The sequence below is a fragment of the Synechococcus sp. WH 8109 genome, assembly GCF_000161795.2.
Lineage (GTDB): Bacteria > Cyanobacteriota > Cyanobacteriia > PCC-6307 > Cyanobiaceae > Parasynechococcus.
Genome location: NZ_CP006882.1, coordinates 199,958 through 214,988, shown reverse-complemented (window position 1 = coordinate 214,988; position 15,031 = coordinate 199,958). Strand labels below are relative to the sequence as shown.

15 protein-coding genes and 1 tRNA gene are annotated in these 15,031 nt (G+C 63.8%); 8 read left to right on the top strand and 8 right to left on the bottom strand.

Features of this window, described 5'->3' with window-relative positions; genetic code table 11:
• Positions 1–2: 2 nt before the first annotated feature.
• The 4 genes from Syncc8109_RS01030 to Syncc8109_RS01020 all read right to left on the bottom strand — a co-directional run bounded on the left by Syncc8109_RS01030 (position 3) and on the right by Syncc8109_RS01020 (position 2,720).
• Positions 3–1,010 carry a Gfo/Idh/MocA family protein gene (locus Syncc8109_RS01030; protein WP_025362036.1) on the bottom strand — a complete coding sequence of 336 codons (1,008 nt, stop codon included), beginning with the start codon at positions 1,008–1,010 and terminating at the stop codon, positions 3–5.
• Positions 1,011–1,047: 37 nt separating this feature from the next.
• A complete protein-coding gene (locus tag Syncc8109_RS01025; RefSeq protein WP_025362035.1) occupies positions 1,048–2,331 on the bottom strand; it encodes a hemolysin family protein in 1,284 nt (427 codons plus the stop codon).
• A 13-nt stretch (positions 2,332–2,344) separates the two neighbouring features.
• A tRNA-Ile gene (locus Syncc8109_RS12100) sits at positions 2,345–2,417 on the bottom strand.
• 12 nt (positions 2,418–2,429) lie between these two features.
• Positions 2,430–2,720 carry a hypothetical protein gene (locus Syncc8109_RS01020; RefSeq protein WP_006849810.1) on the bottom strand — a complete coding sequence of 97 codons (291 nt, stop codon included), beginning with the start codon at positions 2,718–2,720 and terminating at the stop codon, positions 2,430–2,432.
• A 155-nt stretch (positions 2,721–2,875) separates the two neighbouring features.
• Here Syncc8109_RS01020 and pyrE point away from each other — a divergent pair, with 155 nt between their 5' ends.
• Positions 2,876–3,448 carry an orotate phosphoribosyltransferase gene (pyrE, locus tag Syncc8109_RS01015; RefSeq protein WP_025362034.1) on the top strand — a complete coding sequence of 191 codons (573 nt, stop codon included), beginning with the start codon at positions 2,876–2,878 and terminating at the stop codon, positions 3,446–3,448.
• Positions 3,445–4,239 (top strand): glycine cleavage system protein T, encoded by a 795-nt coding sequence (locus tag Syncc8109_RS01010; RefSeq protein ID WP_006850985.1) that lies wholly within the window; start codon positions 3,445–3,447, stop codon positions 4,237–4,239. Before pyrE ends, Syncc8109_RS01010 begins: the two co-directional genes overlap by 4 nt.
• Here the strand turns inward: Syncc8109_RS01010 and Syncc8109_RS01005 are convergent.
• Positions 4,221–5,696, bottom strand: coding sequence for a TM0106 family RecB-like putative nuclease (locus tag Syncc8109_RS01005; protein ID WP_006849851.1), 1,476 nt, complete (start codon positions 5,694–5,696; stop codon positions 4,221–4,223). The two genes, Syncc8109_RS01010 and Syncc8109_RS01005, sit on opposite strands and share 19 nt — an antisense overlap.
• 53 nt (positions 5,697–5,749) lie before the next feature.
• Between Syncc8109_RS01005 and Syncc8109_RS01000 the strand changes: the two genes are divergently transcribed.
• The 6 genes from Syncc8109_RS01000 (at position 5,750) to Syncc8109_RS00975 (ending at position 12,731) form a co-directional block, all read left to right on the top strand.
• Entirely contained in the window at positions 5,750–7,213 is a 1,464-nt protein-coding gene (locus Syncc8109_RS01000; RefSeq protein WP_025362033.1) for a phosphoglucomutase/phosphomannomutase family protein, read from the top strand.
• The gene (rdgB, locus tag Syncc8109_RS00995; protein WP_006850592.1) at positions 7,210–7,791 is read left to right on the top strand and encodes an RdgB/HAM1 family non-canonical purine NTP pyrophosphatase; all 582 of its coding nucleotides are present in this window, start codon (positions 7,210–7,212) and stop codon (positions 7,789–7,791) included. The genes Syncc8109_RS01000 and rdgB overlap by 4 nt, the downstream gene beginning before the upstream one ends.
• Before the next feature lie 69 nt (positions 7,792–7,860).
• On the top strand, positions 7,861–8,898 hold the full coding sequence (locus tag Syncc8109_RS00990; protein WP_006850003.1) for an SAM dependent carboxyl methyltransferase: 1,038 nt from the start codon (positions 7,861–7,863) through the stop codon (positions 8,896–8,898).
• On the top strand, positions 8,898–9,953 hold the full coding sequence (locus Syncc8109_RS00985; protein WP_006852030.1) for a Glu/Leu/Phe/Val dehydrogenase dimerization domain-containing protein: 1,056 nt from the start codon (positions 8,898–8,900) through the stop codon (positions 9,951–9,953). Before Syncc8109_RS00990 ends, Syncc8109_RS00985 begins: the two co-directional genes overlap by 1 nt.
• Complete coding sequence (locus Syncc8109_RS00980; protein WP_025362032.1) at positions 9,950–11,140, top strand: FAD-dependent oxidoreductase; 1,191 nt, start codon at positions 9,950–9,952, stop codon at positions 11,138–11,140. Before Syncc8109_RS00985 ends, Syncc8109_RS00980 begins: the two co-directional genes overlap by 4 nt.
• A 73-nt stretch (positions 11,141–11,213) precedes the next feature.
• Positions 11,214–12,731: a BCCT family transporter gene (locus Syncc8109_RS00975; protein WP_006850315.1), complete on the top strand. Its 1,518-nt coding sequence runs from the start codon at positions 11,214–11,216 to the stop codon at positions 12,729–12,731.
• Positions 12,732–12,743: 12 nt separating this feature from the next.
• Here the strand turns inward: Syncc8109_RS00975 and Syncc8109_RS12760 are convergent, their stop codons facing one another.
• From Syncc8109_RS12760 to Syncc8109_RS00965, 3 genes are all read right to left on the bottom strand, one after another.
• Complete coding sequence (locus tag Syncc8109_RS12760; RefSeq protein ID WP_006849607.1) at positions 12,744–13,079, bottom strand: SIMPL domain-containing protein; 336 nt, start codon at positions 13,077–13,079, stop codon at positions 12,744–12,746.
• On the bottom strand, positions 13,076–13,318 hold the full coding sequence (locus Syncc8109_RS12755) for a hypothetical protein (RefSeq protein ID WP_232202436.1): 243 nt from the start codon (positions 13,316–13,318) through the stop codon (positions 13,076–13,078). The genes Syncc8109_RS12760 and Syncc8109_RS12755 overlap by 4 nt, the downstream gene beginning before the upstream one ends.
• A 203-nt stretch (positions 13,319–13,521) precedes the next feature.
• Positions 13,522–15,000, bottom strand: coding sequence for a carotenoid oxygenase family protein (locus Syncc8109_RS00965; RefSeq protein WP_006851024.1), 1,479 nt, complete (start codon positions 14,998–15,000; stop codon positions 13,522–13,524).
• Between the last annotated feature and the right edge of the window lie 31 nt (positions 15,001–15,031).

The following is a 15,031-nucleotide window of genomic DNA, read 5'->3' as shown; positions in this document are numbered from 1 at the left end:
CCTCAGATCGGTGCGCACAGGGGCGCTCCCGTATCCGGGTGTTCAACGGCCTGCTCGATCAGATCTGCCAGCTTGAGAGCTCGCGAAGCCTGAAGACCATCCACCGCAGGGGTCTCCCGACCGCGAACGCACTGCAGAAAGTGCTCGAGCTCGGCATAGAGCGGTTCGATCGAGGTCGTGCTCACCTCCTCGATGAAGCCGTCATTCCGATACAGCAGCTCGCCGTGATCGGCTGAATACCACTCGTGGGCCCGGCGATGAATATGCAGGGTGTGGTTGAGGAAGTCTGTCTCCACCAGGCTCGAACGGCAATGGGCACTGAGGCTGCGGATTTTGCGGTGGCTCATCTTGCTGGCCGTGAGGCTGGCCACAACACCGTTCTCAAAACCCAGTGTGGCGTTGACGTAATCGATCGGGCCTTCGGCACTGCGACCACCGGCTGCGGCAAGCCGAACCACCGGTGCCTTCGCCAGCTCCAGCACGAGGTCGATGTCATGGATCATCAGGTCCAGCACAACGGAGACGTCATTAGCCCGATCGGAGTGGGGGCTATGGCGACGCGCTTCAAGAACCACCACCTCCTCGTTGGCCACCACCTTGGTGAGCTCGCGGAAGGCAGGGTTGAAACGCTCGATGTGGCCCACCTGCAGCAGACACCCCCCCGCTGAAGCGGCCTCGATTAGTGCGGTGGCCTCGTCCTGACTGGCCGCAATCGGCTTTTCGATCAGAACATGCACCCCCGCACGCAGGCAGGCCAGCCCGACGGGATGGTGTAGCAGCGTAGGAACCGCGATGCAGACGGCCTCCACCTCCGAGAGCATGGCGTTGTAGTCGGCAAACCAACGGCAGCCGAATTGCTCGGTGGCGAGCTTGCCGCGCTCAGCATCCGGATCCGCGACTCCCACCAGATCAGCATCCCGCAAAAGACTGAGCACCCGCGCGTGGTGCCAGCCCATGTTGCCGATGCCGATCACCCCGACCTTGACTGGGACCATGGGGTCGGGAGACATCAGCGCAGGCGGTCGATTGGGGGAAGACTATCGGCCTTCAGTCGGAATCTTCCTCTGAGTTGGGGAGAACAAGCCGGACCCGCTCAATCCGCGGCCCTGCCATGGCTGTGATCTCGAACTGCAGGCCATTGAAATGAAGCCCTTCCCCCGCGGACGGAATGTGCTGGAGCCGCTCCAGCAGGAAGCCGGCCAGGGTGTGATGGTCATCGGCCTCGGGCAGATCGAGATCGAGCTGTCGATTGAGCTCGAAAATCTCCAGATCTCCGGCCACCAGCCAGGCACCGGGGCAGTCCTTCTCTTCGAGCAGATCCGGTTCATCGGTCTCGGCGGGATCCTCATCACCAACGATTTCTCCGGTGAGGTCAGCTGCGGTCACCAGACCCTCGGTGCCGCCGTGCTCATCCACCACCAGCAGGAGCGGCTGACCGCTGCGGATCATCGGCAGCAGTTCCGCCAGCGTGCAGGTCTCCAGCACGGGCACCGCAGGCTGGAGATACGGCTCGAGCAACGAATCGGCCTGGAGCTCACCCCGTGCGATCGGTTCAGCCATCTGACGCAGATCCAGCACGCCGCGCACGTCATCCAACGACTGGCCGATCACCGGAAAGCGGGCATGACGGGTGTGGTGCACGGCCTCCATCATTTCCGCAAAACGGACCGTGGACGGCAGAGTGACCATCCCAGAGCGCGGCACCATCACCTCCCGCACCTGGGTGTCCCGCAGGGCGAAGACACCTTCCAGGATGTTCTTCTCATCTGGGAACAAACCCGTGACCCGTCCAGATTCCACAAGGGTTTCCAGCTCACCAGCTGAAAGGGCTGGCACCAGTACATCCCATTGGGGAGCCAGGCCAAGCAGGCGCATCAACAGGCCCGCCAGCGCCTCAAGCAGGTTGAGCAGTGGAGCCAGGCAGCGCATCACCACCTCCAACAGCGGCACCAGGCGAAGCGCCGAGGATTCCGGACGGTTCAACACCCAGGCCTTGGGCAGCAAACCAGCCACCAGCGTGGCCAGAAGCACGATGCTGAGGAACAAGGCTGTGTCGCGCCAAGCGACACCCACAGACCCATCCGACCAGAGTCGCCCCCCCAGACCACGGCCAGCCCAGCCAAGAGCCACCAGAGCAAGGGTTGCACCCAATTGAGACACCAGCAAAGCGCGCCGCAGGCGTCGCTGAAGGCGCTGGATGGAACGGGCCCCGGCCTGCTCTTCCTCGACGAGCACTTCAACGCGACTGGGGCGTAGCCGCAGCAGGGCCACCTCTGCAGCCGCGAAGAAGGCCGGCAGAACCAGCAGAACAGCCAGCAGAAGAAGCCGCATCAACAGGGGGGTATGGGGGTCGCGAGGATCGAACTCGCCTTAGGCGAATTATGAGTTCGCTGCATTCACCAGATTGCTAGACCCCCATGTGGGGAGTGTTACCACATGGGGGTCACGCTGGGGAAGTGATCTTCCTTGAGTTCGTCCGGCATGGATTCGGTGGCCGCCAGGCTGCCGTTGAACCCACTCGAGATATCCAGGGTTCGCATCAGCAGCGGCGGACTCTGCTCCTCCAGCAGGGCTCCCGTTGTGTTCTGAAGTGCAGACCCATCCCAGATCAGCGTCTGGTCGGGGAAGCCGAATCCCATGAACCGCTTGCCCTCGATGCCGCCAATAGCGATCCCCTGAAAATCGGTCAACTGATGCAGGGGGTCTGCGCCCCGGGCCATGGGCGAGGTTCAGTTGTAGAAGCGACGGTTGACCAGCTCACTGGTGGTGCAGACCAACGGACCCTCCAACACCGATGGGCCGGCGAGCAGGAGCAGCACCGGGTGAAACAGCTCTAAGCGCAAACTAAGGACATCTGCGAAGCGTGGCCAGCCCCATGTCTGAATCGTCGAGTGTCCCGACTGAGCGGGAGCAACTGCTGAACCGTCTGGCCACCCTGGCCTACCGACGCGGAGCCTTCACCCTGGCCTCAGGCCGAAAGAGCGAGCACTACGTGAACTGCAAACCCGTGAGCCTGAGCGGTTCCGGCCTGGCGCTGATCAGCCGGGCGATGCTCACCCACGTGGAGGCCGATGCGCTGGCCGTAGCTGGTCTCACCCTCGGAGCAGACCCACTGGTGAGCGGTGTTGCCATGGCCGCCGCCGATCAGGGTCGGGAGCTTGATGCGCTGATCGTGCGCAAGGAAGCCAAAGGCCACGGCACCGGTGCCTGGCTGGAGGGTCCGTTCCCCGCCCCCGGGGCAAGAATCACCGTGCTGGAAGACGTTGTCACTACAGGAGGCTCCTCCCTCAAGGCGGTCCGGCAGCTGCGCGACGCCGGCTACAAGGTGGATCGGGTCGTCACCATCGTCGACAGGGAAGAAGGGGGTGACGCTGCGATGACGGCTGAAAATCTTGAACTGATCAGCCTGTACAAGCTGTCCGAAATCGCCGCCTTCACGCCGGCATGAGCAAGTTGTTTTGGGACGCCCAGGTCCCCTGGCTGCGCTTGAACGGCAGCGGAGCACGCCAGTTTCTTCAGGGGCAGACCAGTGCTGACCTCAACGCACTCCAATCCGGCGATTTTCTTCAGACCTGCTGGCTGACCGCAACGGGACGATTGCGGGCCGTGCTGGAACTTCGTTTCGATGCAGAGGGGGCCGATGTGATCGTTTTGGCAGGAGAGGCCTCTGCCATTCATGCTGGATTTGATCAGGTGATCTTTCCAGCCGATCGGGTTCGCCTCCAACCCCTGGGCCAGTTGCGCCGACTGCAGTGGCTCGAGCCCATGGCTGCAACCGTGTGGTGCGATCCGGATGCGGCCCTGCCGGAGCCCTGGGCATCAGGAGAAGCAGCCACCGCGACGGCTCTGGAGCAATGGCGGCTTCAAAGCGGATTCCCCCCTGGACCCGGTGAACTCAATGGCGAGACCAACCCCCTGGAGCTTGGGCTTGTCGCTCAGGTCAGCACAAAGAAAGGCTGCTACCTCGGCCAGGAGACCATGGCCAAACTCATCGGCCAGGCAGGGGTGAAGCAACAGCTGCGCTGTTGGAGCTGCCCCAGTCCGCTGGCGGCCGCCACCAAGCTCACGCTGGATGGCGAGCGAGCCGGGGTGATCACCAGTGCTCTCGAACGCGATGGTACGTGGCTTGGGCTGGCCCTGGTGCGCCGCCAATGCCTGGCCAGTCCAACGCTGGAAGGTCCCAACGGAGAACAGCTCCAGATCCGTCAACCTGAGGCGTTTCAGGATCCCGACGCCTGATCCTGTTCAAGCAACCAGTCGGCTACGGCCCAGGTGGCCAGGCAGTCATCGCGGTTGTAATCGAAGATCCAGCGCAGCCCGTGCCTGGTGCCGCGTCGATCGGGCCCCTCCCCCTGCCACTGCCGCCACCACAGCAGGGCCCTGGCCCCGTCCACACCGGACTGACTCCATTGGAACCCCTGCCAAACAGCCACGGCCTTGAGGCCATAACTGGCCAGGGGCAAGCGCCAGTGATGTCTGACCCGGGCATGCACATCCACCAACCGCTGACGAAGCTGCAGCACCTCGGCCTCTGCAGCATCCTGCCGCTCAGCCATACGCCTTAAGGCCAGGCTTTCTGTCTCCCCGTAGTGCAGGATCGGCCAACCCCGATAGCGATTCAGCAACCGTTGCAAACGGAGCCAGCAACGGGCTTCACCATGCTCCGCCAGGGCCAGGATCGGGTGATACGCCACGGATGCCAGATCCCATTTTCCGCTTTTGGTTCTGGGCAACACCAGAAAACCGTGAAGGAAGTCGTGACGGACGTCGGGATCGGATTCGATGTCGTAAAGCAGCACACCAGGACAGTCCTGCAGTTCCGGCAGTGCCGCTGAGGCATCCAAACGCTCCACCCGTCCATCCTGCTGCGCCCGCGCCTGAGCAACCAGGGATGCGGCCACCTCACCATGCTGATCCCCAAAACGCTGCAGCTGCTCGGCGAGCTGCAACGGATCAGCCGCGGCCAGATCGGACAAGCCGCGAATCCCAAGCTCCTGCAACATCTCGCGCCGCTTGGCCCCGATGCCGCTGACCTCGCTCAGATGCCCTTCCTCCGCCGCCACGGCATTGCAGGCGACACGCCAACTGCAAAGTGAGCACTTGCGCCGGTCAGCGGCCAGCGGAGGAGGAACCGGGCGCTCGAGGTCAGAGCGCAGTTTGCGCAGCCCCTCCGACAGCTGTCGGCGCAGACCACTGGAGAGTTGCAGCCGCTCCTGTTCCAGGCGCCGGCCACCACCGCCAAGCACCAGCATCGACGGAACGTCCCCCTGCTGATGCTGCTCAAGCAAGAGGGCCATCAGCGCCAGCGGCAGCTGATGTTCCCGGGTGGTGCGGCGGCCCTGACGGGCGAGGACCGGTTGATAGGCGAAGTCACCCCAGCAGCTCTGGCCCTTGACCCGCCGCAACAGTGGAGGGTGTGCCTCCAACGGCTCACCGGATGGGCCAAACCCCTTCAGGCGCAAACCCACCACGGCCTCGGCACCAACAGCACAGGCGGCGATGCCATGGCCAGGCTTACGGGGAAGCAAGGCCACAAAACAGCGCTGCTGGTCGTCTAGCAAGAGATTGCGATGGGCCGTCCAACGCCGCTCGGCAGGATTCCCGTGGCGATCGAGCCAGGCCTTGCGACGGCAACGCAGCCAACTGCGCAGCAACCGGTCGGTGAGAGCGTTGTCGGCAGGCGGGGTGTCACCCATCCGCCGACCTTACGGCTGCCAGCTGCTAGATCCACTGAAGTGCAGGCTGTGCCATGGCATCGGCTCCCCTCCCTTTTAGTCCAGCTCCGATCAAGTTCGGCACCGATGGCTGGCGCGGGATCACCGGCGTCGACATCACAGTTGAGCGGTTGTTGCCCGTTGCCGCTGCCGCGGCTCAGGAGCTCGCCCATCGCGCCCCCGAAGGTCTCAACAGCCGAACGGTGGTGATCGGTTACGACCGGCGCTTTTTGGCTCCAGAACTGGCGGAAGCCATCGCGGCCGCTGTGCGGGGTTGTGAACTGGAACCCCTGCTTACCGACACCGCTGTGCCCACGCCGGCCTGCAGCTGGGCCGTAGTGGAGCGCAAAGCCCTGGGAGCGTTGGTGATCACCGCCAGTCACAACCCACCGGAATGGCTGGGGCTGAAGATCAAAGGGCCCTTCGGTGGATCGGTCGAGGGAGACTTCACAGCCGCAGTCGAACGACGTCTGGCCGCCGGCGGCATCACGGCACCGATCAAGGCGGAAGTCCCCCGGTTTGATGGGCGCGACGAGCATCTGGAAGGGCTGCGCCGCAAGTTGGACCTCAGTGCCCTGGTTGATGGCCTCAAGGCCATCAACCTCAAGGTGATCGTCGATCCGATGCATGGATCAGCCGCCGGCTGTGTGACGGAGCTGCTCGGCCCTGAAGCCGCTGGCGTCGTGGAGGAAATCCGCAGCGAACGTGATCCATTGTTTGGCGGTCATCCGCCGGAACCCCTGGCGCGCTACCTCGGGGCGTTAATCGCGGCCGTGAAAGCCTCAACGGCCGCCGGAACTCCTGCGGTGGGATTGGTGTTCGACGGCGATGGTGACCGCATCGCGGCCGTGGATGAAAACGGCCGGTTCTGCAGCACCCAGCTGCTGATGCCCCTGTTGATCGATCACCTGGCCCGAGCCCGCCAGCTGCCGGGTGCCGTGGTTAAGACCGTGAGCGGCTCGGATCTGATGCGACTGGTGGCGGAGGCCCAAGGACGCAAGGTTCTGGAGCTCGCGGTGGGCTTCAAGTACATCGCCGCAGAGATGCTGGCCGGGGATGTGCTGATTGGCGGCGAAGAATCCGGCGGTGTGGGCTTCGGCATGCACCTGCCCGAGCGGGACGCCCTGTTCGCGGCGATGCTGGTGCTGGAAGCCCTGGTGGAAGGAAAGCAACCCCTGGGCGCGCGTCTTGATGCACTCCAGCAACAACACGGAGGCAGCAGTCACTACGACCGACTCGACCTGCGCCTGGCCGACATGGAGGCACGCCGACGGCTCGAGACGCTGCTGGACCAGAGCACGCCCTCAACCGTTGCCGGCGCAGAAGTACTGGAGGTGATCAGCACCGACGGGATCAAAATGAGGATGGGACCGAACCACTGGCTGATGCTGCGCTTCTCCGGCACGGAACCGCTGCTGCGGCTCTACTGCGAAGGGCCGGATGCCGAGCGGGTGAACGAGGTGCTCACCTGGGCCCGACAGTTTGCGGAGGCCACATGAAGACCCTTGTGATCGCGAGCGGCAACGCTGGCAAGATTCGTGAATTCCAGGGTCTGCTACGGGCCCTGCCCGTCAGCGTGCAACCCCAGCCAGAAGGCTTAGAGGTGGAGGAGACGGGCACCACCTTTGCCGCCAATGCCCGGCTCAAGGCTCAAGCGGTTGCCGCCGCCATAGGGGAATGGGCCTTGGCCGACGATTCAGGCCTGAGTGTGGATGCCCTCAATGGTGCGCCGGGGGTTCACTCCGCCCGCTACGCGCCCACCGACCCGGAACGCATTGCCCGGCTGCTGAAGGCCCTGAACGGCTCAGATCAACGCCAGGCCTATTTCTGTGCCGCACTGTGCATTGCCGCTGCGGACGGCACGATCCTGCTGGAGGTGGAAGGCCGCTGCGACGGCTTGATCACGGCCTCACCCCGGGGAGATCAGGGTTTCGGCTACGACCCGATCTTTGAAGTCGCTGGAACCGGCCGCACCTTCGCCGAAATGCCTTTGGCGGAGAAAAAGCAGCACGGCCACCGCGGCAAGGCCTTCAGCCTTCTGGAACCCAAGTTGCGCCAGTTGCTCGAAGCAAGCTGAAGAAGAACCACGGATACAAAGGTCCTCGGGGCATGGTCTGTACGGTGAAGCCTGCCGCTGACGAGGTCCATGGCCATCGCCATGACCACGGGTTACAGCGCGCAGACCGAGGGCGCTCTTCTGTGCATCGAAGCCGCCTCGGACTGGGCCCTGACTTGTGTGAATCAACTGGCTGTCGCTGACAGCCATGTTCTGATCGATTACGGAGCTGCCGACGGTGGAACCGCCGTTGGGCTCTGGAACCAGGTGCTGGATCGCCTGCATGCCAACCAACCCAAGGCCCACCTGACGTTGATCGGCAACGACCTACCGAGCAACGACAACATTGCTTTGGCCGACAACCTGGCCCTGCAGATCCCCCGGGATCCGAAGCCAACGGTGCTGGTGAGTGCCCGCAGCTTCTACGAGCCCTCCGTGGCTCCGAACTCGGTGAGCTTCGGTTTTTCCGCCACGGCCATGCACTGGCTGAGCGCCTCCCCCGGCCCCCTGAACAACCACACCCATGTGCTGGCCTCCGGTGATGCCGACGCACTTCAGCGCTTCACCGCCCAGGCGATGAAGGACTGGCACCACATCCTCGAGCTGCGCAGCCGCGAACTGAAGGTGGGCGGCCGCCTGCTGACGGTGAACCTCTCCCGTGATGAAGCAGGGCTTTATCTCGGCCACAACGGCAACGAAACCCGCAACGTGCACGACCAGCTACACCAGATCTGGCGGAGCATGGCCGAGGAAGGCCTGATCAGCCAGGAGCAGTATCAACAAGGCACGGTTCTGAACTTCTACAAGTCCCCCGAGGAGTTCATGGCTCCGCTGAAGGACGAGAGCAGCGCCGCGTACCGCAATGGCCTGCGGCTGGTGGACGAGCGCACCGTTTACGTGAAGTGCCCTTACCGTCGCCGCTGGAAGGAGAGCGGTGACACGGCTACTTTCGCCGCCGGATTGATGGCGACGATCCGCAGCTGGAGCCGCCACAGCTTTGCCAGTGCTGCCGGCAACACCGCAGCAGACACGGTGTTCAAGCGGCTGCAGCAACGCATCGCCGAAGCTCCCAGCGAATGGAGCCTCGACTACGTCGAACACCACCAGATGATGGAGAAGGTGGCCTGATGAGCAGCGGCAAGAAAACCGCGCCGACCGTGTCGGTGCTGGCGGAACACGTCTCCGACCACCTCTCGGTGTTCGTGGTGGCGGAAGACACCGATGCCAAGCGTCCCGCCAACGGAGGCCTGCGTGTGCTCAATTACCCGAGCGATGAGGCCTGCATCGCAGACGGCCAACGGCTGGCGGGGTTGATGACCCACAAGCACGATCTTTACGGCACCGGTTTCGCCGGCGGCAAGATCGTTGCCCGGGCCGCTGAACCCGATGCCGTCAAGGATGAGCTGATCAGCGTCACCGCCGAGCTGCTGGAGTCACTTGACGGCGCCATGATCACCGGCTGCGATCTCAACACCAGTCTGGAGGACATGGAGCGTCTGACGGCGCTCACCCCCCATGTGCTGGCGGCGGTCGGCAGCCCTGTGGACGCCAGTGCCGCCACCGCCCACGGCACCCTCGGTGCTGTGGAGGCCGTTCTGGACAAGGACCTCAACGACGCCCGCCCTGGCCGGGCCCTCGTGCACGGCTGCGGTGCCGTTGGTGGCACCGTTGCCCGCCATCTCGTCGAGCACGGTTGGACCGTGTTCACCGTGGATCTGGACCGCGAGAAAGCCAGTTTTCCCGGCGCGACGCCGCTGCCTAAGAGCTGCGCCTGGTGGGAACTGAACCTCGACCTGCTGCTGCCCTGCTCGATCTCAGGGTTGATCAACGCCGAAATGGCGACGGCGCTGAAAACCCCAGCCGTGGTGCCTGCCGCCAATGCCCCCTTCCAGCAACCCCAATTGGCGGATGAGCTGCGTCGCCGCGGTGTGCAAGTGCTACCGGACCCCCTGGTGAATGCAGGAGCTGTGATCGCCGATTCAATCGAGCGGTTCTCCCCCGACGCCTGGAAAGACGCTGGTGCCAAGGACGTCTATGCGTTCGTTCGCGATGAGGTGCGCCGACGGGCCAGCGAGTATCTGAATCAGCGCGAACAAGGCTTGTCAGTCGGTGCAGCCCTTGAGGAGGTGGCCGCAACACCCTCCACCGACCCCATCGGCCTCAGCTTTGGAGAAAGCGAATGAGCACACCCGCGTCCCTGCCCAGCCGGGCAGCCGTCGTGATCGTTGGCGGCGGCATGGCCGGCCTCAGCTGCGCTGCATCCCTGGCCCGCCGCGGCGTGCGCGATGTGGTGCTGCTGGAAGCCCAGACCCTGGCCCACGCCAAGGCCAGTAGCTATGGCGAAACCCGGATGTTCCGGGAGATGTATTCCGACCCGGTGCTCTGCCGTCTTGCCCAGGAGGCCAACCGCCTCTGGCGCGAGGAAGAAAACCACGCCAGTCAGCAATTGCGGGAGACCCACGGCCTGCTCTTCTACGGCGAAAGCTGGGATGAAGAGACGATCGAGGGGTCGATCCCTGGGGCCCGACGGGTCATGGACGATCAGGGCATCCCCTATGAGGCCCTCAACGCCGAACAGATCGCGGCCCGTTTCCCGCTGAAGCCGAAGCCGGGCTTCACCGGACTGTTCGAGCCCACCGCCGGTGCCGTGCGTAGCGACAGGGTCGTGGCCCACTGGATCAACACCGCCCGCAATGCCGGCCATCAGCTGATCGAGCACTGCCCAGTGGCGGGCCTCGATGCCGATGGCGGTGGCGTCACCCTGGAGAGCGGCGAACACATCGCCGCCGGACAGCTGGTAGTGGCCTGCGGGATCTGGAGCCAGCTGTTGCTGGCCCCTCTTGGCCTTTCACCCAAACTGGAGGTGTGGCCGATGCTATGGGCCCACTACACGGTCGACCCGGCGCTGGCCGATCGCTACCCCCAGTGGTTCTGCTTCCAGCAGGAACGCGGCGATGACGGTGGTCTCTACTACGGATTCCCCGTCCTCAGCCAAACGGCGGATGGCCGCCCACGGATCAAGGCGGGCATCGACTGGGCTCCGCAGGAGCTGCGCGTCGCCGAACCCAACGCCATGGTTACCGAGCCACCCGCTCGCCTGGTGGAGCTGCTTGACACCTTCCTGTTCAACGAACTGGAGGGTGTGCAGGAGCGTGTGGAGACCGTGATCAGCCCCTACTCCATGGCCAGCGACGTGAACTTCGTGCTGGACCGGCTCACCCCGAAGCTGAGCCTGTTCGCAGGAGGCTCCGGCCAGGCCTTCAAGTTCGCCCCCCTGATCGGTGATTCCCTGGCACGCCTCGCCAGTAGCGAACAACCAGCGGTGGATCTCTCCTGCTGGAGCCACCAACGCGCCGCCGTCCGCGCCTGACCCCTCACCCCTCATCCGATGTCTGACACCCCCGCGAACCAGCATTCCTGGTGGCGACAGCCCCCCCCTCTGGGTGGGGGCTGCTCCCCTGCTGATCTTTCTGCTGGTGTCTGCCATCGACCTGGCGCTGGCCAAGCAATTCACCGACAACGGCAAAGCCGTGATAAGTGATGCCCTCGGCGGGGTCTGGCAGTGGATGGTGGTGCTGCTGTTTCTGATCGCGCTGATCCTGGCCATCAGCCCAGTCGGCAAACTCAGGCTTGGAGGCGCGGATAGCAAGCCCAGTCTCAAATTCTTCGATTGGTGCGCAGTGCTGATCTGCACCCTGCTGGCGGGGGGTGGTGTGTTCTGGTCGGCAGCCGAACCGCTGTTTCACTACCTCACCCCTTCCCCTTTATTCCAAGCAGCAGGGGTTGAGGGGAAAACGGCTGCGGCCGTGGATCCAGCCCTGGCCGTGAGTTTTCTGCACTGGGGATTCCTCGCCTGGGCCCTGGTCGCCACCACTACCACCATCACCTTCTCGATTCTTGAGCGGCGTGGTGAACCTCTTCGCCCCCGCGCCCTTTTGGTCACTGTGCTGCCAAGGGGGTGGGTGGACGGACCCATCGGCGATCTCGCAGATGGGCTTTCAGTGGTCGCAGCCATCGCCGGCACCGTTGGGCCGCTTGGGTTTCTCTCCCTTCAGCTCAGCGATGCTGCCGGCAAACTGCCATGGCTCACCAACAGTGCTGGTCTGCAATCGCTCGTAGTGGTCCTACTCACTGCCGTGTTCGCCACATCAACCGTCAGCGGCATTCAGAAAGGCATCAAATGGCTGTCGGAGCTCAACGTGTGGCTCACCATCGCCCTGGCGGCTGGGCTGCTGCTTCTGGGCCCTGGACTTTGGTTGATCCAACACTTCTTCAGCGCACTGCTGAGCAATGTGGTTCATCTCCCCCAGATGGCCCTCCTTCCTCGCAATGCCCAAACCGGCGAATGGCTCAACTGGTGGACGATCTTCTACTGGGGCTGGTTCCTGGGCTACGCACCCCTGATGGGCCTATTCACCGCCGGGGTGAGCCGTGGACGCAGTATCCGGGAATTAGTGCTTGCGGTCGCCATTCTCTGCCCACTGGTCACCAATCTCTGGTTCACGCTTGTGGGTGGAACGGGGATGTATCTAGACCTGAACGGTAAGGACATCACCAGTGCACTTGAGAGCGACGGCATCAATGCCGCCGCATCCACCTTGCTGACAATCCTCAGCCAGCTTCCGCTGTCGGGACTTCTGATTCCAATTGGTCTTTTGCTGGTGGTGCTGTTCATGTGCACCAGCGCCGACTCGATGAGCTACGCCGCAGCCATGGTGGTGAGCGGCCGGGATGAACCCCCAGCACCACTCCGCCTCTTCTGGGCTCTCATGATCGGCAGCCTCACGCTGGTGCTGCTCCGGGTCGGCTCCAGCCTGACCGACCCCACATCCATCAACGCCCTTCAGGCCTTCATTGTGATTGCTGCGGTTCCTGTCACGCCCTTGGTGCTGGCAACCCTTTGGTCAGCGCCAAGGCTGGCCTGGAAGGAATGGCGGCGCACCACGGTCACTCCACAGTGATCCCGATGCCAGTCAACGCAGGCAGTAGTTCAGTTTGAGAGTGAGGTTCTGACTGGGCTTGGGAGCCTCCCCAGGCCTGAAGCTTGCCTCCCCCATGCGCGCAACCATCGGCATGGGTCGATGGGTCGAACCCCGCTGGTCAATCAGCAACAACTCCACCTTGCGCAGGCCGAGAGCCCTTGCAGTGGCCTTAGCGCGACGTCGCCACATCTCAAGAGCTTGTTTCGACAACTGATCAGCCAATGATGCACGGCTGTCGCTGGACGCCAAGGACGTCATTCCCTGCAGCCGCACTCCCGACAAGCGACCGGCGGCCTGGACCAGCGGGTCGTAATCGTCACGGCTCACCTCCCCTGTGATGGTGGTGCTTGCCCGCTCCAGTCGTGATCCCGCCGCGCCTCCCCAACGGCGTAGCTGCGGGGTGCAGGAATGCTGAGCTGACCCAGGGCGAGCGGCTGAATGCCCTGACGCCCCTCTGCCAACCGGGCGTTAAGGGCGCCCAGCGCAGTGTCCTTACTGAGATCTTCAGCGTCGAGCCCGAGCGAGAAGCGAAAGCGATCGCTACGGCTTGTTCCACGCTCATTCACCTGGATCTGAAGCAGGGTGCCATCGCGAACGCGCTCCTCAGCCCACAGGGGGATGGCGCCACAACACTGAGCCCGAAGAGGCCGGCCACGGCGACCTTGGCAGCGCCCAAGAGTCGAGAAGTCATGCCGAGCCTTCTGTTGGGATCTCCATGCTGGCGGGCTTGGAGCGGCAAACCCTGCTCAACCGTGACCGGACCTCTGTGTCAAGCCGTGACTGAACCCGCCGCCCAGCTCCCGTGCAGGCCATGGGGTACGGCCAACGGCAGCTCAAGCACCGCCACCTCCGACAGATCACGGGCGTTGAGGATCACCAGATCGGATGCGGCCCGGGCCCCGTTCCACACCAGATCGAGCACCCAGCCGTCGTCCTCTGCCTCAGCACCGGGACGACGCACCATCAACGGCTCACTCACAAAGCCCCTGGGCGCCGCACTCCAAGTGTGGGTCGCCCCGGAATCCAGATCAAGTTTCTGGATGGCCTGCAAAGGATCGTTGCCCCTCTCCCTCTCCGCCACCGCCATCCAGGCAAAGCGGGCGCTGAGGCCCTGACGAGCGGGGTTGACCATGGCGAACTCACAGGTGCGCTCGCTGATCCGCTGGGTCTGCACCGATTCCCGACTGAGGTCGAGGCGGCAACGATGCAGGATTCCCTCCGGCACCATGTCGAAATTCACCTCAGCGAAATCCTCATCAGGTCCGATGGACGGGAAATCGTCGTAGACGATGCTCTCAACCACAACGTGATCGCCATCCTCAAAGGCATTGAGGTGATGGAAGACGAAACCGTCGGGAGCTTCGAGGATGCGGGGCTTCTGACCAGCGAAGCGGCCGGAATCGCGGGGAATCAGCCAGAAACGCCCCTTGCCGCCGGGTTGAGATGCCAGGCACTGGGCCGCACCCTTTTCACCGGTCACAAACGGCAAGGGATTGAAGGCAATGGCGTTCTGGAGGAACACCGCCCAGTTGGGGGTGATGGCGAAGTCGTGGAGGAAGGCGAAGCCGGAGAAGCTGTCGGAACGGTCGTGCAGCAAGGCGCCGGCATTCGGGCCATCGGTGGCGAACTCCATCAGACGGATGGTGCTGCGTGGCCCGGTCTTAATGCCGAAAGTGACCATGCAAGGCCGTCCGTTGTGGCCGGGGTCGAAGCGGGGGTGAGCACTGAAGGCCTCGCCCTTTTTCAACACACCATCGAGCCGTGACAGGCCGCGGGTCTCCAGGCTGCGGGGATCGAGCGAATGGGGTTCCGCCGCCTCCCAGAGGGCCAACAGCTGATCACCCAGACGCACCACGTTGGTGTTGGCGATGTTCTTCAAGCGCAGGTCAAAGGCGTTGGCTAGCCGACCACCCGGCTTCTGACTGCCGAACACGCCTCGGTAGAGCACCTGGCCGGCCTTCTCCTCCGCCAGCCAACCCTCAGTACGCACAAAACGGTTGCTGAAGCAGACGCTGCCGTTCTCAAACCGCATCGCCGCAATCATGCCGTCGCCATCGAAGGGGTGATGCACGCGATGCCCGTCCCGCTCAAGACGCCCGGGGCCATTGCGATAGAACGTGCCCTGAAGTTCGGCAGGAACCGCGCCACGTACTGGCGTCAGCGCCACGTCGGTGAGTTCCTGCTCAACGTTCACAAAGGCGCTGGCCCAGTCGCTGCGGTCGTAGCTGCGGGCGGGGGCGACGGTCACGGGCGAACGATCAACGTTCGCCCATCTTCTC